This is a genomic window from Amycolatopsis sp. NPDC021455, assembly GCF_040640995.1.
In the GTDB taxonomy this organism is placed as follows: Bacteria; Actinomycetota; Actinomycetes; order Mycobacteriales; family Pseudonocardiaceae; genus Amycolatopsis.
In genome coordinates, this window is the sequence record NZ_JBFACT010000028.1 from 48,041 (window position 1) to 65,510 (window position 17,470).

Genomic DNA, 17,470 nt, shown 5'->3' on the forward strand with positions numbered 1-17,470 from the left:
GGTTACTCGGCCCGGTTACTCCGGCTGGTTACTCGGCCTGCTTGAGGCCGGTCGCCACGTGCGTCGTGATGGTGGCCAGCCGCCGTCCCTGGACGCGCAACGCGCCGAGTGCGACGTCGTCCGGCGCCGCCGACTTGCGGGACACGAACGAGCCGCCGTACGGGTTGCCGGACTCCAGCAGGTGCGGGTCGGTGTAGCCGAGCGGCACCACGATCGCGCCCCAGTGGTAGAAGACGTTGTTGATCGCCAGCAGTGTCGACTCGAGCCCGCCGTGCAGGGTGGACGCCGTCGTGAACGACGTCGCGACCTTGTCCGCGAGCTTTCCCTTCGCCCACAGGCCACCGGTGCTGTCCAAAAAGGACTTGAGCTGGGCGGCCGGGCCGCCGAACCGGGTCGGGCTGCCCGCCGCGAGCCCGTCAGCCCACTCGAGGTCGCCGAGCGTGGCGAGTTCGTGGTGCGGGCCGGCGTCGATCCAGGCCTGCCACCGCGGGTTCTGCGCGATGGCGTCGGCGGGCACGGTTTCCGGCACGGTCCGCACCCGCACGTCGGCGCCGGTCTCGCGGGCGCCGGCGGCGAGCGACTCGGCGAGGGCGGCCGTGTTCCCGGTCGAGCTGTAGTAGACGACGAGTATCCGTGTGCTCACGTCCGCCGACTCTAGGGCTGCCGGACCGGGCGTCTCAGGATGCGGACGTGGGCTTCCAGGGGCTGACGGTGTCGGTGGGCCGCGTCGGGTCGTGGAAGCGCGGGCGGTCGAGTTCGTCGCGGCGCAGCGGGACGAGCCCGTCGGTGATCGCCTGCATGATCTTCGCGTGCGCGCGCACCCCGGCGCCCGGCCGCTCCGGCTCGACTTCGGACAGGTCGACGGGGTCGCCGAAGTGCACCTTGAACCGCGGCCGGCGCAGCGGCGCGCTGAGCCCGGAGCGGGCCAGCGGGACCAGGTCGGCCGGGCCGTTGACGGTCTCGGTGCCCCAGTAGACGGCCTCGTGCGCGCCCCACTGGCTGATCGGGATCACCGGCACCCCGGACGCCAGCGCCAGCCGCGCCGCGCCGGTCTTGCCGCGCTCCGGCCACAGGCCCGGGTCGTGGCTGATCCGGCCCTCGGGGTAGACGATGATCGGCTCGCGCGTGGTCTTCATCGCCTCGACGGCCTCGGCGAACTGCCCGACGGCGGTGCCGGCGTGCTTGCGGTCGACCCGCAGGTGCCCGCTGACCCGCAGCGCGGGGCCGATGACCGGCGCGTCCAAGATGCCGCCGGCCAGCATGAACCGCGGGTTGATGCCGATCCGCTTGCACGCCGCCATCAGCACGAACGCGTCGAACACGCCGATGTGGTTGGCGGCCATCAGCAGCGGCCGCCCCCGCAGCTGCGCGGGGACCCGGCCGGTGACGGTCAGCCGTCCCACCAGGTTCACCAGCCCGCGGTCGATGTTCAGCATGGTCCGCCAGATGGCGGGCGCCCGGCGGGCGGTGTTTTCGGAGTTCAGCGCGACCATGGGGCAGAGCATGGCAGACGCCGATTTCACCCGTTTGCGCACTGGCCGGATCGGTTCACCCGGATGGCCGCTCAACCCCGGATGTGAGGCAGAAGTTCACCGAGGGCCGAGAGTGGCGCGTGGGACGAACCGCCACGGCCGGTTACCGTAAACGGCATGGCTGGGTCGGCGACGAGGAAGAGAAGCACGGGAAGCGGCGCGAAGGGGGCGGCGGCGCGTAAGCCGCGTACACCCGCGAAGCCGCGTACGTCGTCCGCTCGCAAGCCCCCGCCCCGCGCTCGCCGCAAGACACCCGGGATCTTCGGCAAGGGCGTGCGCGGGACCTGGAACCTGCTGGCCAAGGGCCTGGGCACGCTGGCCCGCACGGTCGGCCGCACCCGCGAGCTCGAGCCGGAACACCGCCGCGACGGCCTCGCGCTCGGGCTGATCGCCCTGGCCATCGTCGCGGCAGTCGGCGTCTGGTGGCGGGCGGCCGGCCCGATCGGCGCCGGGGTGGAGATCGCGACCCGGACCGTCCTCGGCGCCGGGGCCGTCACGCTGCCGCTGGTGCTGGTCGTCGTCGCCGTCGCGCTGATGCGGTCCGAGCCGCACCCGGAGACGCGGCCGCGGATGGTGGTCGGCACGATCATGGTCGTCCTGTCGGTGCTCGGGATGCTGCACATCTTCACCGCGCTGCCGGAGACCAACGACGGCCGGATGTACGCCGGCGGCATCGTCGGCGCCTTCTCCGGCGGCCTGCTCACCATGGGCGTCACCACCTGGGTCGCCGTGCCGCTGCTGATCCTCGCGCTCTTCTTCGGCGTGCTGGTGTTCACCGGCACGCCGGTCCGCGAAATCCCGAACCGGCTGCGGAACTGGGGCCTCGACGAGGAGGAGATCGCCGAGGCCGAGAGCCAGCGTTCGGGGTTCGCCACCGACGAAGAGAAGGTCACCGACGCCGACCCGAAGTCCGCGCGCCTGCGCAAGCCGTCGCGGCGCCGCCAGGCCAGCGAAGCCACCGCCGAGCAGCTGGACCTCGACGCGATGCTGGCCGAGGCGCCGACGCCGATCAAGCCGCCCAAGGCCGCGCCCAAGCCGGTCGAGGTGCCGGAGAAGAAGCCGAAGAAGGCCCCGGAACCGCCGCTGGCGGTCACCCGCACGGTCGAGGGCGACTACCAGCTCCCGCCGCCGGACCTGCTGAAGCTCGGCGACGCGCCGAAGTCCCGCAGCAAGGCCAACGACGCCATGATCGAGGCGATCACCGGCGTGCTGGAGCAGTTCAACGTCGACGCGCAGGTCACCGGCTTCACCCGCGGCCCGACGGTCACGCGCTACGAGGTCGAGCTCGGCCCGGGCGTGAAGGTCGAGAAGATCACCGCGCTGACCAAGAACATCGCCTACGCGGTGGCCACCGACAACGTCCGCCTGCTGGCGCCGATCCCGGGCAAGTCCGCGGTCGGCATCGAGGTGCCGAACTCCGACCGCGAGATGGTCCGCCTGGGTGACGTCCTGCGCGCGCCGTCCACGGTCAAGGACAACCACCCGATGGTGATCGGCCTCGGCAAGGACATCGAGGGCCACTTCGTCACCGCGAACCTGACGAAGATGCCGCACCTGCTGGTCGCCGGTTCCACCGGTTCCGGTAAGTCGAGCTTCGTCAACTCGATGCTGGTGTCGCTGCTCGCGCGCTCGACGCCGGACGAGTGCCGGATGATCCTGATCGACCCGAAGATGGTCGAGCTGACGCCGTACGAGGGCATCCCGCACCTGATCACGCCCATCATCACCCAGCCGAAGAAGGCCGCCGCCGCGCTGGCCTGGCTGGTGGAGGAGATGGAGCAGCGCTACCAGGACATGCAGGTCAACAAGGTCCGGCACATCGACGACTACAACAAGAAGGTGCGTTCGGGCGAGATCACCGCGCCGCCGGGGTCCGAGCGCGAGTACCGGCCGTACCCGTACATCATGGCGATCGTCGACGAGCTCGCCGACCTGATGATGACCGCCCCCCGCGACGTCGAGGACGCGATCGTCCGCATCACCCAGAAGGCCCGTGCGGCGGGGATCCACCTGGTCCTGGCGACACAGCGGCCATCGGTCGACGTGGTCACCGGTCTGATCAAGACCAACGTGCCTTCGCGGCTCGCGTTCGCGACGTCGTCGCTGACCGACTCGCGGGTCATCCTGGACCAGCCGGGCGCGGAGAAGCTGATCGGCATGGGCGACGCGCTCTACCTGCCGATGGGCGCCGGCAAGCCGGTCCGCATCCAGGGCGCGTTCGTCGGCGACGAAGAGATCGCGGCGGTCGTCAACTACGCGAAGGAGCAGGCGCAGCCGGAGTACCAGGACGGCGTCACGGCCCAGAAGGCGGGCGAGAAGAAGGAGATCGACCCGGACATCGGCGACGACCTCGACGTCCTGCTGCAGGCGGCGGAGCTGATCGTGACCTCCCAGTTCGGTTCGACATCGATGCTGCAGCGCAAGCTGCGGGTCGGCTTCGCCAAGGCCGGCCGCCTGATGGACCTGCTGGAGAGCCGTGGCGTGGTGGGCCCGTCGGAGGGTTCGAAGGCCCGGGACGTGCTGATCAAGCCGGAGGAGCTGGAGTCGGTCCTGTTCATGATCCGCGGCGGCGGCCCGGTCGACGTGGACGCGGGCGACGACGAGTAGCCACCCCTGGCTGATGCTTCGAGCTGTTCTGTGCGGTTTACTGGTATGGATCGGCTTGAAGCATCGCCAGGGAGGTGGTCACGTGCTCCGCAGCTTCCGGCTGGGCAATCATCGCTCGTTCCGTGACGAGCACGAGCTGCTGCTCATGCCCGCCCTGCCCGGTGATGCTCGGCCCGTGGTCCCGGTCGCGGCGATCTACGGCGCCAACGCGTCCGGCAAGTCGAACCTGCTTCACGGGCTCGCCTTCATGCAGCTGCTCGTTTGCGGAAGGTCGATGTCCGCTGCCGCCTTCGAGCCGTACAAGCTCGGGGCCGGACCGAGGCTCGGGTATTCGGTGTTCGTGGTGGAAGTCGTGGTGGACGGCGTTCCGTACACGTACGGCTTCCGGCTGACCGAGAACGCTGTGGCCGAAGAATGGCTGTACGCCTACCCGGCGAAGCGCAAGCGTCTCCTCTTCGAACGCTCCGGCGCAGAGCTCAAAGTGGGCGGCACGGTGGTGGATTCCAAGGCGAAGTTCGACGTGCTCGAGGAGCTCATCCGGCCCGACCGGCTCTTGCTCAGTGTCTGCGCCAGCCTCATGATCGGGCCGTTGATGCCCGTGTTCGAGTGGTTCGCGAGCGGGATGACGGTCCGGAAGCTGGGCACCCAGCTCCCTCAGCACGCCTTGGGGGACTTCGTCGGACGCTATCTGTCACGGAAACCGGAAAACCTGCCCCGGGTGGTCTCCCTGCTCGGAGCCGCTGACGTCGGAGTCGTCGACCTGGTCGTCGAGGGTGGCCGGGAGTCACCGGCCCTCCGCTCCGACCCGCGTTCACCGGAACGGGAGCTCAAGCTTCTGCACGGACCCGGCCGGGAGCCGTTCGACCTCCGGTGCGAATCGTCGGGCACGCTGAACTGGCTGGAGCTGCTTCCGCAGGTGCTGGACGCTGTCGACGGCGGAAAAGTGATGATCGTCGACGAGATCGATGCGAGTCTGCATCCGCTGTTGACGGCCCAGCTGGTGAAGATCTTCCGGGACCGGCAGACCAACCCGGGAGGCGCCCAGCTGATCTTCACCACCCATGACACGAGCCTGCTCGGCACGATGCTGGGTGACCAGGTCCTGGAGCGAGACGAGATCTGGTTCGTGGAGAAGGATGCGGAAGGGGCGAGCCAGCTCTACCCGCTCACCGACTTCAAACCGCGAAAGGACCAGAACACGGAACGCCGCTACCTGAACGGCAGTTACGGCGCCGTGCCCGTACTGGGCGACTTCCTGGCGGCGGTCGGCCGGGGATGACGCGACGGGAGAACAGCGGTCGAAGGCGTAGTGCCTTCCGGGAACCGAGATCGTGCCTTCTCGTCGTGTGCGGCGCGGAAGCAACCGAGCCGGCTTATCTCCAAGGCCTCAAACTGACGAGGCGGAATCCCGCCGTGACGATCAAGGTGAAGACGAAGGGGGCTGATCCTCACACGGTCGTTCGTTACGCGGCCGGGTTGCGGAACCAGGCCGGGGACAGTTACGACGAGGTCTGGTGCGTCGTCGACGTGGACGACTTCGACGTGGCGAAAGCCGTCACCACCGCCCGCAGGGCAGGGATCAGCCTGGCGATCTCCAACCCGTGCTTCGAGTACTGGCTCCTGCTCCACTTCGAGGCGTGCGCCGCGCCGTTGCCCTGCTATGCCGATGTGGCGAGGCGCCTTCGGCGGCACGTTCCCGAGTACGACAAGTCGGCGCTGCGATTCGCGGACTACGAGCAGGGCGTGGAAGGGGCTGTCGAGCGGGCGCAGGAGCTGGGCCACGCTCTCGCCACGGAACATGAGCACAACCCCGCTACGGGAGTCTGGGCCTTGGTCAAGAAGGTCCTCTGACCACATGCAACCCCGGGCCGGGGCTGTTCCGTCTTGACGGCGTGGACCTACAGCGATTCGTAGCCGGACTGTTCGCCTTCGCCGTCGTCACGGTGGGCGCCGGGAGCGCGGTCGCCTCCGGGCAGCCCGGGCCCGCCGCGCCGCCCGCGCCGGCCGAGGACACCGTGAGTGCTCCCGCCGGGCACGACGTCACCCTGCGCCTCGGGCAGGAAGCCGCCGTGCAGGGGAAGGACCTGACCGTGCGCTACCTGCGGGTCGTCGAAGACTCGCGGTGCCGGCCCGGCATGACGTGCGTCTGGCAGGGCGAGGCCACGCTGGCCTTCCTGCTGAAGGAGCCCGGCCGCGGCGAGAGCACCACGGCCGAGCTGCACAGCGGTCCGCGCACCGGCCCGCAGGCGACGTCGTTCGCCGCCAGCCGCGTCGAGCTGGTGTCCGTCAGCGAAGACGGCGGGGAGGCGACGGTCCGGATCAGGTGAGCGGCGTGCCCCAGTAGTCGAGGAAAGCCACTTCGGACAGCGGCGTGCGCGGCGCCGGCTTGAAGTCCGGCACCGTCGTGTACGCCACCGGCAGCAGCCCCGCCTGCGTGTGGCCCTCCGGGATGCCCAGGATTTCCGCCGCCTCCGCTTCCCGCGCCAGGTGGTAAGTCGTGAGCGTCGAACCCAGCCCGCGTGAACGCAGGGCCAGCTGGAGGTTCCACACCGCCGGGAAGATGCCGCCGTAGAAGGCTGCGTCGACCGCGTTGTCCCCGGCCGGGCGGCCGGCCAGCACCGGGATCACGAACACCGGGACCCGGTCGATCACTTCGAGAAGGTGCCGCCCGGACGCCAGCATCCGCGACGGCGCCGCGCTCGCCCGCTCCGCGAGGTAGGCCTCGCCGACCTCACGGAAGATCGCGCCGAGCCGGTTCTTCACGTCTTGGTCGCGCACCACGAGCCAGCGCCAGGCCTGGACGTTGCCCGGGGTCGGGGCCTGCAGCGCCAGGTTCAGGCACTCGTCCAGGACTTCGGGTTCCACCGGCCGCTCCAGATCGAGCTTCCGGCGGACCGCACGGGTCGTGCTGAGCAGGTGATCGATCTCCATGGTCCCCATCCTGGCCCGCGGGTCGCTCAGCCGCCGAACTTGCGGACCGCCTCGTAGTACGTCCAGGCCGTGCCCTTGCAGGCGAGGTTCGACCCGCAGACGCTCTTCAGGTCGGCGTAGAGGTTGTCGTCGATCTTCTTGCGGGCGGCCTCGGTGAACCGCCCCTGCTTCTTGTAGTTGCGGTAGCCGAAGTCGTGCCGGTGGCAGCCGGGCAGGAACTGGAACCCGAACGGCTTGTCCGGCGACCACGAGCAGCCGTCCGACGACCAGTCGAGCTGCCCGGGGTACGGCGCGGAGTTCCGGATCGTCTCGAACCCGGAGAGGGACGTCGAGAAGAGGTACTGGTCGGTCAGCGCCGGGATGTCGGCGGCCGCCGCGGTGCCGGTGCCCAGCAGGGCTCCCGCGCCGACGGACACGGCCACCGTCACGCCGGCCCCCAGGTTCCGCAGTGTCGTGCGCATTCGGTGTTCCCCCTGCCGGTCCGGTGGACGGGTGCCCGACCAGCATCCGGCCCGGAAGTGGCGCGCGTCACCGCCCGAAAGGAGGTTTTCACTCAGAGTTCGAGCAGCATGCGGGAATTTCCCAGGGTGTTCGGCTTGACGTAGGGCAGGTCGAGGAACTCCGCGACGCCGGTGTCGTGCGAGCGCCGCATCTCCTCGTAGACCTCGTGCGACACCGGGGTGCCGTCGATCTCCACGAACCCGTGCCCGGCGAAGAAGCTCGTCTCGAAGGTCAGCACGAACAGCCGTTTGAGACCCAGCTCACGCGCCTCGTCGACCAGCCGGGCGACCAGCACCCGCCCGACCCCCTGGCCGCGGACGGCCTTGTCGACCACGACGGTGCGCAGCTCGGCGATGTCCTCCCACAGCACGTGCAGCGCGGCCGCGCCGACGACGTCGTCACCCACTTCGGCGACCCAGAACTCCTGGACGTCCTCGTACAGCGTGACCAGGTCCTTCTCCAGCAGGACGCGGCCGGCGTCCGAGTCGACCAGGGTCTTGATCTTGCGGACGTCGGCGATCCGCGCGCGGCGGACGGTCGGGCGGGGCGAGGCGGACGGCACGATCGTCAACCCTGCCACATCGCTTGCCACGCGCGGTGACACCACCGGGCTACGCCGTCGTCGGGCCGCCCGGGCCCGGCGGCTACCCTGAACGTCGTGCCTTCCCCTGCCACGGACCCAGCCGCCACCCGACGCGTCTCCCTGCTGACCCTGGGCTGCGCCCGCAACGAGGTCGACTCGGAGGAGCTGGCGGGCCGGCTCGCGGCCGGCGGCTGGGAGCTGGCGGCCGACCCCGAGGACTCCGACGTCGTGGTGGTCAACACCTGCGGCTTCGTCGAGTCGGCCAAGAAGGACTCGGTCGACACGCTGCTCGCGGCGTCCGACACGGGCAAGAAGGTCGTCGCCGTCGGCTGCATGGCCGAGCGCTACGGGCACGAGCTCGCCGACAGCCTCCCCGAGGCCGACGCGGTGCTGGGCTTCGACCACTACGCCGACCTCTCCGCCCGGCTCGACGACGTCGTCGCCGGCCGCAAGATCGCCTCGCACACGCCGGGCGACCGCCGCAAGCTGCTGCCGATCAGCCCGGTCGAGCGGCCCGCCGCCGCGGAGACCGTCGAGGTCCCGGGGCACGCGCAGCACGGCTGGGGCCCGCGGGTGCTGCGCACGCGCCTCGACGACTCGCCGGTCGCCGCGCTGAAGATCGCCTCCGGCTGCGACCGGCGCTGCTCGTTCTGCGCGATCCCGTCGTTCCGCGGCTCGTTCGTCTCGCGGCAGCCCGACGAGGTCGTCGCCGAGGCGCTGTGGCTGGCCGAAAACGGCGTCAAGGAGCTGTTCCTGGTCAGCGAGAACTCGACGTCCTACGGCAAGGACTTCGGCCGCGACGGCGCCACCGCGCTGGAGCGGCTGCTGCCGCGGCTGGCGGAGATCGACGGCATCGAGCGCGTCCGCGTCTCCTACCTGCAGCCGGCCGAGACGCGCCCGCAGCTGGTCAAGGCCATCGCGACCACGCCGGGCGTCGCCGAGTACTTCGACCTGTCGTTCCAGCACTCCAGCGAGCAGGTGCTGCGCCGGATGCGCCGGTTCGGTTCGACGGACTCGTTCCTGGCGCTGTGCGAGCAGATCCGCGAGTACGCGCCCGAGGCGGGCATCCGGACGAACGTGATCGTCGGCTTCCCGGGCGAGACCGAGCACGACCTGAGCGAACTGGAGCGGTTCCTGACCGGCGCGCGCCTCGACGCCGTGGGTGTGTTCGGCTACTCCGACGAGGACGGCACCGAGGCCGAGACGTTCGACGGCAAGCTCTCCGCCGAGGAGGTCGCTTCGCGCGTCACCAGGATCTCGGCGCTGGTCGAGGAGCTGACCGCGCAGCGCGCCGAGGACCGGATCGGCACGTTCGTCGACGTCCTGGTGGAGCTGGACGACGACGGCGAGCTGACCGGGCGTGCGGCGCACCAGGCGCCGGAGGTCGACGGCGAGTGCGTCATCCTCGACGCGCCGGAAAAGACGCAGGTGGGTGACTTCCTGCGCTGCGAGGTCGTGGACTCGGCGGGCGTGGACCTGATCGTCCGCGCGGTACCGGACGCCGACCGGTGAGTGCGCTCCCCAGCGACGCCGCCGACGAGGGCCTGACGCACGGGGGGCCCGCGCAGGTCCCCGAGCCGACCCCGGTTCCGACGCTCAACGTCGCGAACCTGCTGACGCTGTCGCGGCTGGTCCTGGTGCCGCTGTTCGTCGTCGCGCTGTTCGTCGGCGACGGCCACGACACGACCTGGCGCGCGATCGCGACCGGGCTGTTCGCCATCGCCTCGGCCACCGACCAGCTCGACGGCTGGGTGGCCCGCAAGTACGGCCTGATCACCGACTTCGGCAAGATCGCCGACCCGATCGCGGACAAGGCGCTCACCGGCGCGGCGCTGGTCGGGCTGAGCGTGCTGGGCGAGCTGGGGTGGTGGGTCACGATCGTCATCGCGGTCCGCGAAATCGGCGTCACGCTGCTGCGCTTCTGGGTGATCCGCCACGGCGTGATCCCGGCCAGCCGCGGCGGCAAGGCGAAGACGATGGCCCAGATCGCGGCGATCGTGGCGTACCTGCTGCCGCTGCCGGCGGGCGCGGACCCGGTGCGGTGGTCGCTGATGGGGCTGGCGCTGGTGCTGACGGTGGTGACCGGGGTGGATTACCTGGTGCGGGCGGTGCGGCTGCGCGCGGCCGGGCGCCGGGTCACCGGGAGCTGAGGGTGGCCGAAACCCCCGCCGGAGCATCGCGAATGACTCATTCGGGACCTCCGGCGTCCGGAATGAGTCATTCGCGACCTTCGGGGGACGAGCAGGCCGCCGCCCTCATCGGCGCGTTGACCGCGCGGGGCGAGACCGTGGCCGCTGCCGAGTCGCTGACCGCGGGATTGGTCTGCGCGACCCTGGCACGCGTCCCCGGGGCGAGCGCGGCCCTGCGCGGCGGCTTCGTCGTCTACGCCACCGAGCTGAAGACCACCCTGGCCGGCGTCGACCCCGGCCTGCTGGCCGAGCACGGTGCCGTCCACCCCGAGGTCGCCGCGCAACTGGCCGAGGGGGCCCGGGACCGCTGCGGCGCCACCTGGGGTCTCGGGCTCACCGGCGTGGCCGGGCCGTCGGCCCAGGACGGCGTCGCTCCCGGCACCGTGCACGTCGGGCTCGCCGGGCCGGGAACACGTACCCTGCGTCTTTCGGGGGCTCGGGTGGCGGAGCCCCCGGCCCGAGGCGAAGCCTCGTTTGTCACAGTCCGTACCCTGGCCTTGGCCGGCGACCGCGACTTGATCAGGACCGAATCGGTCCTGGCGGCGTTTGCCCTGCTCGGGGAACATCTGGCGTGAAACACGCGTTCGCCCTTGGCGTACGTGCACACCAACTCCTGCGCCCAGGGCGCCGCTCTGGGTAACGTAGGGGGTACTTGTTCGGAAGGGAGGCGCGTGATGACCGTGCTGTTGCGTGAGGCGATCGGTGATCGGCTCCGTCATGCCCGCACCAACCAGCGTCGTACGCTGCGCGACATCTCCCGCGCCGCCAGGGTCAGCCTCGGCTACCTCTCGGAGGTGGAGCGGGGCCAGAAAGAGGCGTCGAGCGAGCTGCTCGCGTCGATCTGCCAGGCCCTGGACCTTCCGCTCGGCGAACTGCTGCACAACGTGGCGGCGGACGTTTCGGCCCTCGACAACGTCGAGGTCGCACCGGTCGACGAGCGGATCGTGGAAGGCGCGCCCCGGGAGAAGAGGGGCGCCGAGGCCTCGGCGGCCGGCATCGAAGGCGGTCGCCTGATGTCGGAGCTGATCGGGAACGACCTCGCCGACCTGCGGGTTTCCCCGGCGCCACGGATGAACACCACCCTGCGCACGACGATCGGCCAGCCCAAGCTGGCCTCGACCATAGCTGCGTAGGTCCAGCGCACACGACACGACGGCCCCGGGCACCGAGCCCGGGGCCGTCGGCGTCCCACACTGCCCGCCAGCCCCGATTTCGGCCGACGGCCCCGGGCAACCCGCCCGGGGCCGTCCGCGTTGTCTACGGGTAGTGATCGGGGGGATCCCTGAATTCGGCCGGGTCGCCTGGAACGGACGTGGCCGACCTGACACGATGGAACCCGACGCCGGGGTCGGTGCGTTGCACATGCAGCAGGGGAGCGACGCCCCACACCCCGAGACCTAGGCCCGTGGGACGCAAGAAGGCAGGCGGAGGAGATGGCCAACCCGTTCGTGAAGTTCTGGAAGTACATGATGGCGGCGTTCTCGTCGAAGATCGACGAGCACGCCGACCCGAAGGTACAGATCCAGCAGGCCATCGAGGAGGCGCAGCGCAACCACCAGGCGCTGACGCAGCAGGCCGCCTCCGTGATCGGCAACCAGCGGCAGCTGGAGATGAAGCTCAACCGGCAGCTCGGCGAAGTCGAGAAGCTGCAGGCGTCCACCCGGCAGGCGCTCGTCCTCGCGGACGAGGCCCGCAACAAGGGTGACGAGCAGAAGGCCGTCGAGTTCGAGAACGCCGCGGAGAGCTTCGCGACGCAGCTCGTCACGGCCGAGCAGAGCATCGAGGACCTCAAGACGCTGCACGACCAGTCGCTGCAGGCCGCGGCGCAGGCGAAGCAGGCCGTCGAGCGCAACTCGCAGATGCTGCAGCAGAAGCTCGCCGAGCGCACCAAGCTGCTCTCGCAGCTGGAGCAGGCGAAGATGCAGGAGCAGGTCTCCGCTTCGCTGAACCAGATGAGCCAGCTGGCCGCGCCGGGCAACACGCCGTCGCTGGAAGAGGTCCGCGACAAGATCGAGAAGCGCTACACCACGGCGCTGGGCCAGGCCGAGCTCGCCCAGAACTCGGTCCAGGGGCGCATGATGGAGGTCCAGGCCTCCACCACGCAGCTGGCCGGCCACTCGCGGCTCGAGCAGATCCGCGCGTCCATGCGCGGCGACTCGGTCGCGCAGGTGACCGATGGCGGCAAGACGGCGCCGGCGTCGACCAGCCAGGCCGACATCCAGCGCGAGATCCAGGCGCGGGTCCAGGCCGAGCAGGGCAAGAACCCGGCCTGACCCGGGCGATCCTTCGAAGGGGGCGAGCATGGGCCAGCAGGGCAGGCGCCGTGACTTCAGCGAGCTGAGCGCCAAGCTGGAGAAGCACATCGAGAAGCTGCCCGACTACGCCGTGCGCGCCCAGGAGAAGCTCCAGAAGGTGCAGAAGTACTTCCCGCCGGCCGATCCGGCCGGCGGGAAGCCCGCGCCCCCGCGTCCCAACCCGCTGCAGCGGCCGCCGGTGCGGCGGCCCGACATGTCGGCGACGCTGTCGTCGATGGCGAGCCAGGTCCCGGCGTTCGCCGAAGCCCGCGCGAAGTGGGACCGCTGGAACCACCCGGCCGCGAAACTGGAACGCCGCAAGCGCCGGACGTCGCGCGCGATGACGTTGTGGATCCTGCTGACGATCCTCTGCGGCGTCCTCACCGTGGCGGCCGGCATGGGCTGGATGAGCGCCACGGGCGCCGCGATGATGCCGCAGGCCATCATGGCGTTCGCCGGGGCCGTCGTGTTCGGCACGTTCGGCGTCCGGTCCGGGCTCAAGCTGCGTGAACTGAAGCGCACTCCCATCCCGTCGGCGCCGGCCGGTCCGCCGCCGCTGCCGCTCGCCGGTTCGGCGGCCCGCGAGCCGATGGAACGGCTCACCGAGTGCGAAGCCTCCCTGACCGAGCTGCTGCGCCAGCTTTCGGTGCCGTCCTCGGTCGGCACGACACCGGTTTCCGAGGTGTCCGTCGAGGACGCCCGGCAGACCGCGGCCGAAGCCGCGGCCGCGCTCCGCGGCCTGGCGGCCCGCATCCAGGCGATCGAACGCGGCCGCAACTCCGCGCCGGCCCGCGAGCAGGCGGCCCTGGACGCGGCGGTCGCCAAGCTCCGCGAGCAGCTCGACGACGGCCTCGAGGGCTACCGCGGCCTGGTCGCCGCGGCGGGCCACACGGTCGCGGCCTCGAGCGACGGCCTGGTGACGTCCAAGCAGGCCCTCACCGACGCCACCGACCGCCTGGCCGGCCTGGCCATGGCCCTCCGCGAACTCTCCTGACCCACCTCCCCGCGTGACCGGAAAGTCGACACGCGTGATCGAGGAGTCGACACGCGTGATTGAAGGGACGACACGCGGCGAAGCCCAGCCGCGCCGTGTCGACCTCCCCATCACGCGTGTCGACCCTCCAATCACGCGCGTCGACCCTTCCATCACGCGTGTTTCGGCTTCGGACGCGTCGCTTCCGGGCTCGATCACGCGGATTCGGGGTTCGCTGCGCCATCCGGATCTCAAACTCCGCCGTTCGGGTGCCGCCATCCGGCCCCTCCGGGTCTTCGTCACCCGGCGCGCGTGATCGTGCGTTTCACCCCGGCGTCGCCCCCTGTTCACCTCTTGGGGCCGAAACCCGCGCGTAATCGGAAACTGATGGCTACGGAAACGTCCGCGACCTAACGTTTCTGTCATGCATGCAGAGGTGTCACTCGCCGGGAGGCCCGCCGTGCACTGAGGTTCGCCGGCGCCGACCGTACACAGTGGACTTTCTCGACCCGCCGAGGAAAGGACGCCCCGTGAACACGCTCCCGCCGGATCCGGACCCCGTGCCGCCGACCCCGCCCACCGCCTCGCAACGCGTCATCGCGGCCTTCGAACGCATCACCGAGGCCAACCGCCCCGAACTCTGGACCACCCTCCGCGCCGTCGAAGACGTCCTCGTCGACGCGAAGGCCGTCGACGAACGCGTCAAGGCCGGGGAGGACCTGCCGCTGGCCGGCACGGTCCTCGCCACGGGGGACCTGATCGACGTCGCGAAGCAGCCGTCCGGCCGCCGCGTGCCGGAAACCAGCGCCACGGTCGTCACCCGGCTCACCTCCGCGGGTGCCGTCGTGCTCGGCAAGACCGGCACCGGCACGATCGCCTCGGCCTGGGACCGCACGAAGGTCGGCGGCGGCGGTGCGGCGGTCGCCGTCGCGCTCGGCATCGTCGACCTGGCACTGGGCACCGGGGGCGCGGTCCCGGCGGCGCTGAACGCCGTCGCCGCCGTGAAACCGACGCGCGGCCTGCTGCCCATGACGGGCGTCCACGCCTCCGACGGCGTCTCCGTGTACGCCGCCGGCCTGGTCGCCGCCCGCCGCGCCCTCGCCCTGGCGACCGGCCCCGACGGCGTCGACCCGGCCACGCGTACCTGGCCCGCCGACGTCCGCCTCGGCACGGGAGAGCATCCGCGGATCGCGTTCCCGGTGGACCTGCCCCTGGGCGAAGCGGCGAGCATCGCGTTCAGGAGCGTCCTCGCCCGCTTGCGGGCCGCGGGCGCCGTGCTCGAACCGGTCACCTGCTCCGCGCACGGACCCGAAGGGTACGACGCGCTCGTCGTGCCCACCGTGCCGGACCACCCCGGGATCACCGAAGCCCTGGCCGACCCGTCCGGCGTCGGGCACCGGCTGGCCTCCTGCACCGCCTTCGCGAACCTGCTCGACGTCGCCGCGGTCACCGTCCCGGTCCTGCCGGGCGACCGCCGCCCGTTCGGCGTCACGTTCCTGACGCGGGCGTTCGAGGACCAGATCGGCCTCGACCTCGCGACCGTCTGCACGGACGAGCCGATGACCCCGTACCCCGAGCCGGGCGAGGACGTCGTCGTGTTCGGCGCCCACCTGCGCGGCCAGCCGCTCAACGCCGTCCTCACCGGCCTCGGCGCCCGGTTCACCGGGCCGGTCCGGACCATCGAGGGCTACCGGATGGTGCTGCTGGGCACCGAGCCGCCGCAGCCGGGCGTGCTGCCGGGCGGTGCCAGTCTCGACGGCGAGCGCTGGCGGCTTTCCCCGGCCGCCTTCGAGCGGTTCGCCGCCACGCTCGAGGAGCCCTTCGTGCTGGACCGCGTCGAGCTGGACGACGGCACCGCGCCGTTGGCGATCCGCTGCTTCACCGCGGAGGGGCCCGGTCTGGACCGTTACGAATCCTGGCGCGGTTACGTGCGGTTCGCGTCTACCGCCGGGCCGCGAGACCCCGGCTGACGCGCCGCACCAGGCCCGGCCCGTGCAGCGCGAAGCCCGTGTAGAGCTGCACGAGTGACGCGCCGGCGTCGACGAGCCGGATCGCGTCGTCCGGGCCCATGATGCCGCCGACGCCGATGATCGGCAGGCTCCCGCCGGTCCGGTCGTGCACGAACCGCACGACCTCGGCCGCGCGGGTGGTCAGCGGCCGGCCGGACAGTCCTCCCGCCTGTCCGGCCAGGCCGCTTTCCGCGGCCGCGATGCCGTCGCGGGACAGGGTCGTGTTCGTGGCGATGATCCCGGCGACGCCGTGCTCGAGCGCGACCTCCAGCAGCTCGGCCAGTGCGTCGTCGGTCAGGTCGGGCGCGACCTTCACCAGCAGGGGTGTCGGCGAACCGCCGCCCAGCTCGGCCGACGTCGAACGCAGCTCCCCGAGCAGCTCGGCCAGCGCGGTGCGGTCCTGCAGCTGCCGCAGCCCGGGTGTGTTCGGCGAGCTGACGTTGATCGCGAAGTAGTCGGCGTACGGGTACAGCGCGCGCAGCGAGAACCGGTAGTCCTCGACGGCGTCTTCGAGCGGGGTCACCTTCGACTTGCCGATGCTGATCCCCAGCGGGACGCCCGGTTTCCCGTCACGGGCGAGTTTCGCCGCGAGGGCTTCGGCGCCGTCGTTGTTGAAGCCCATGCGGTTGATCACCGCGTCGCTGGCGGGCAGGCTGAACAGCCGGGGCTTCGGGTTGCCTGGCTGCGCCCGCCGCGTCACCGTGCCGACCTCGACGAAACCGAAGCCCAGCGCGGCCCACGCGGGCAGCGCGCGGCCGTTCTTGTCCATCCCGGCGGCCAGACCGACGCGGTTGGGGAACCGCAGGCCCAGCACGGTCACCGGGTCGTCGACGCGGAGCGCGCCGCCGACCGCCGGGGCGATCCTGCCGAGCCGCGACAGGACACCGATCGTGCGCTCGTGCACCAGCTCGGGGTCGTGGTAGGAGAGCCGGTACAGCGCCGGGCGGACGATCTTGTCGAAGAACACGCCCCTATGCTGCCAAACCACCCGGCAGGCGCTACCCGAGCGTCACTTTCACGTGAAAGTGACCACTAGTCGCGGTCCTTCCACTCGTCCTCGAGCATCGCGTAGATGAGCTCGTCGGTCCACTCGCCCTTGACGATCTCGTTCTCCTTGAGGTGCGCCTCCCGGCGCATGCCGAGGCGTTCCATCAGCGCGGCGGAGGCGGTGTTGCGGCCGTCGCACCGGCCGATGATGCGGTGCAGCCCCAGATCCTCGAAACCGAGCCGCAGCAGTTCGGTGGCCGCCTCGGCGGCCAGGCCCTTGCCGTGGTGGTCCGGGTGGAAGACGAACCCGATCTCGCCCTGCCGGTGCTCGCTGCTGAGCCACTCCAGGTTCAGGTCGCCGATGAGCTGTCCCGTCGCGGCCAGCTCGACCGCCACGGCCAGGAACTGCCCTTCCTTCGTCAACGTCGAGCTGTGCACCCGTTTCGCCAGTGCCGCGGCCGATTCGGCGCGGCTGCGCGGGCCCCAGTAGAGGTAGCGCGCGACGTCCGCGCGGGACTGGAAGGAGTTCAGCGCGTCGAGGTCGTCGGGCCTGAACGGGCGCAGGAGCAGCCGGGCCGTGGTGATCGGGTAGTCGGGCCTGAGCATGCGTCCAGGCTAGCGACCTTCAGCCGTCCGGGGGACAGAACACCGAAACGCTGATCGCCGGACGGTCGTCTTGCTACGCCGGGTGGCATGACCTGCACAGATGAGCGAGATAAAGGGACCCCCGGGGGTGCTCTCAAGCGCCGTCAAACGCCTGAGCCCGAGCCGGACTGGTGCTCGGGAACCCCGGGGGCACGGTGACTGCCTGGTATTCGCTATCAGGCACCACGTGGAGCAGGCGATGAGCCGAAGGTGGCTCGG

At 71.0% G+C, this 17,470-nt stretch carries 19 protein-coding genes; 12 read left to right on the forward strand and 7 right to left on the reverse strand.

Annotation, left to right across the window (positions count from 1 at the left end; translation table 11 throughout):
• Positions 1–28: 28 nt before the first annotated feature.
• Both wrbA and AB0G28_RS27485 read right to left on the reverse strand, forming a co-directional pair.
• A complete protein-coding gene (gene wrbA, locus AB0G28_RS27480; protein ID WP_361094862.1) occupies positions 29–643 on the reverse strand; it encodes an NAD(P)H:quinone oxidoreductase in 615 nt (204 codons plus the stop codon).
• Positions 644–677: 34 nt separating this feature from the next.
• Complete coding sequence (locus AB0G28_RS27485) at positions 678–1,493, reverse strand: lysophospholipid acyltransferase family protein (RefSeq protein WP_361094865.1); 816 nt, start codon at positions 1,491–1,493, stop codon at positions 678–680.
• A 156-nt stretch (positions 1,494–1,649) separates the two neighbouring features.
• Between AB0G28_RS27485 and AB0G28_RS27490 the strand changes: the two genes are divergently transcribed.
• The 4 genes from AB0G28_RS27490 (at position 1,650) to AB0G28_RS27505 (ending at position 6,466) form a co-directional block, all read left to right on the forward strand.
• Complete coding sequence (locus AB0G28_RS27490; RefSeq protein ID WP_361094868.1) at positions 1,650–4,139, forward strand: DNA translocase FtsK; 2,490 nt, start codon at positions 1,650–1,652, stop codon at positions 4,137–4,139.
• A gap of 82 nt (positions 4,140–4,221) precedes the next feature.
• A complete protein-coding gene (locus AB0G28_RS27495; RefSeq protein WP_361094871.1) occupies positions 4,222–5,418 on the forward strand; it encodes an ATP-binding protein in 1,197 nt (398 codons plus the stop codon).
• Positions 5,419–5,483: 65 nt separating this feature from the next.
• Positions 5,484–5,990 carry an RloB family protein gene (locus tag AB0G28_RS27500; RefSeq protein WP_361094874.1) on the forward strand — a complete coding sequence of 169 codons (507 nt, stop codon included), beginning with the start codon at positions 5,484–5,486 and terminating at the stop codon, positions 5,988–5,990.
• A gap of 41 nt (positions 5,991–6,031) precedes the next feature.
• The gene (locus AB0G28_RS27505) at positions 6,032–6,466 is read left to right on the forward strand and encodes a hypothetical protein (RefSeq protein WP_361094877.1); all 435 of its coding nucleotides are present in this window, start codon (positions 6,032–6,034) and stop codon (positions 6,464–6,466) included.
• On the opposite strand, the gene AB0G28_RS27510 is transcribed toward AB0G28_RS27505, so the two are convergent.
• The 3 genes from AB0G28_RS27510 to AB0G28_RS27520 form a co-directional block, all read right to left on the reverse strand.
• Positions 6,459–7,070, reverse strand: coding sequence for a nitroreductase family protein (locus AB0G28_RS27510; RefSeq protein WP_361094880.1), 612 nt, complete (start codon positions 7,068–7,070; stop codon positions 6,459–6,461). The two genes, AB0G28_RS27505 and AB0G28_RS27510, sit on opposite strands and share 8 nt — an antisense overlap.
• Before the next feature lie 26 nt (positions 7,071–7,096).
• The gene (locus AB0G28_RS27515; protein ID WP_361094883.1) at positions 7,097–7,531 is read right to left on the reverse strand and encodes a phospholipase; all 435 of its coding nucleotides are present in this window, start codon (positions 7,529–7,531) and stop codon (positions 7,097–7,099) included.
• A gap of 92 nt (positions 7,532–7,623) precedes the next feature.
• Complete coding sequence (locus tag AB0G28_RS27520) at positions 7,624–8,133, reverse strand: amino-acid N-acetyltransferase (RefSeq protein WP_361095021.1); 510 nt, start codon at positions 8,131–8,133, stop codon at positions 7,624–7,626.
• A 96-nt stretch (positions 8,134–8,229) separates the two neighbouring features.
• Here AB0G28_RS27520 and rimO point away from each other — a divergent pair, with 96 nt between their 5' ends.
• From rimO to AB0G28_RS27560, 8 genes are all read left to right on the forward strand, one after another.
• Complete coding sequence (rimO, locus tag AB0G28_RS27525; protein WP_361094886.1) at positions 8,230–9,666, forward strand: 30S ribosomal protein S12 methylthiotransferase RimO; 1,437 nt, start codon at positions 8,230–8,232, stop codon at positions 9,664–9,666.
• On the forward strand, positions 9,663–10,304 hold the full coding sequence (gene pgsA, locus AB0G28_RS27530; protein WP_361094889.1) for a CDP-diacylglycerol--glycerol-3-phosphate 3-phosphatidyltransferase: 642 nt from the start codon (positions 9,663–9,665) through the stop codon (positions 10,302–10,304). The genes rimO and pgsA overlap by 4 nt, the downstream gene beginning before the upstream one ends.
• Positions 10,305–10,366: 62 nt before the next feature.
• Positions 10,367–10,918: a nicotinamide-nucleotide amidohydrolase family protein gene (locus AB0G28_RS27535; protein ID WP_361094892.1), complete on the forward strand. Its 552-nt coding sequence runs from the start codon at positions 10,367–10,369 to the stop codon at positions 10,916–10,918.
• Positions 10,919–11,017: 99 nt separating this feature from the next.
• Positions 11,018–11,476 carry a helix-turn-helix transcriptional regulator gene (locus AB0G28_RS27540; protein ID WP_043785204.1) on the forward strand — a complete coding sequence of 153 codons (459 nt, stop codon included), beginning with the start codon at positions 11,018–11,020 and terminating at the stop codon, positions 11,474–11,476.
• A gap of 300 nt (positions 11,477–11,776) precedes the next feature.
• Positions 11,777–12,616 (forward strand): PspA/IM30 family protein, encoded by an 840-nt coding sequence (locus tag AB0G28_RS27545; protein WP_361094896.1) that lies wholly within the window; start codon positions 11,777–11,779, stop codon positions 12,614–12,616.
• A gap of 28 nt (positions 12,617–12,644) precedes the next feature.
• Positions 12,645–13,631, forward strand: coding sequence for a hypothetical protein (locus tag AB0G28_RS27550; RefSeq protein ID WP_361094899.1), 987 nt, complete (start codon positions 12,645–12,647; stop codon positions 13,629–13,631).
• Positions 13,632–13,665: 34 nt separating this feature from the next.
• A complete protein-coding gene (locus AB0G28_RS27555; RefSeq protein WP_361094902.1) occupies positions 13,666–13,926 on the forward strand; it encodes a hypothetical protein in 261 nt (86 codons plus the stop codon).
• A 214-nt stretch (positions 13,927–14,140) separates the two neighbouring features.
• Positions 14,141–15,580 carry an amidase family protein gene (locus AB0G28_RS27560; protein WP_361094905.1) on the forward strand — a complete coding sequence of 480 codons (1,440 nt, stop codon included), beginning with the start codon at positions 14,141–14,143 and terminating at the stop codon, positions 15,578–15,580.
• Here the strand turns inward: AB0G28_RS27560 and AB0G28_RS27565 are convergent.
• Both AB0G28_RS27565 and AB0G28_RS27570 read right to left on the reverse strand, forming a co-directional pair.
• Positions 15,552–16,586: a quinone-dependent dihydroorotate dehydrogenase gene (locus tag AB0G28_RS27565; protein WP_361094908.1), complete on the reverse strand. Its 1,035-nt coding sequence runs from the start codon at positions 16,584–16,586 to the stop codon at positions 15,552–15,554. The genes AB0G28_RS27560 and AB0G28_RS27565 overlap by 29 nt on opposite strands.
• A 65-nt stretch (positions 16,587–16,651) precedes the next feature.
• Positions 16,652–17,212, reverse strand: coding sequence for a GNAT family protein (locus AB0G28_RS27570; protein WP_361094911.1), 561 nt, complete (start codon positions 17,210–17,212; stop codon positions 16,652–16,654).
• Positions 17,213–17,470: the final 258 nt, after the last annotated feature.

Bases quoted from the DNA above. Each gene is read 5' to 3' on its own strand.
- AB0G28_RS27545 (WP_361094896.1), top strand. From the start codon at position 11,777: ATGGCCAACCCGTTCGTGAAGTTCTGGAAGTACATGATGGCGGCGTTC.
- AB0G28_RS27535 (WP_361094892.1), top strand. From the start codon at position 10,367: ATGAGTCATTCGCGACCTTCGGGGGACGAGCAGGCCGCCGCCCTCATC.
- AB0G28_RS27570 (WP_361094911.1), bottom strand. From the start codon at position 17,212: ATGCTCAGGCCCGACTACCCGATCACCACGGCCCGGCTGCTCCTGCGC.
- AB0G28_RS27485 (WP_361094865.1), bottom strand. From the start codon at position 1,493: ATGGTCGCGCTGAACTCCGAAAACACCGCCCGCCGGGCGCCCGCCATC.
- AB0G28_RS27550 (WP_361094899.1), top strand. From the start codon at position 12,645: ATGGGCCAGCAGGGCAGGCGCCGTGACTTCAGCGAGCTGAGCGCCAAG.
- AB0G28_RS27490 (WP_361094868.1), top strand. From the start codon at position 1,650: ATGGCTGGGTCGGCGACGAGGAAGAGAAGCACGGGAAGCGGCGCGAAG.
- AB0G28_RS27510 (WP_361094880.1), bottom strand. From the start codon at position 7,070: ATGGAGATCGATCACCTGCTCAGCACGACCCGTGCGGTCCGCCGGAAG.
- AB0G28_RS27515 (WP_361094883.1), bottom strand. From the start codon at position 7,531: ATGCGCACGACACTGCGGAACCTGGGGGCCGGCGTGACGGTGGCCGTG.
- AB0G28_RS27540 (WP_043785204.1), top strand. From the start codon at position 11,018: ATGACCGTGCTGTTGCGTGAGGCGATCGGTGATCGGCTCCGTCATGCC.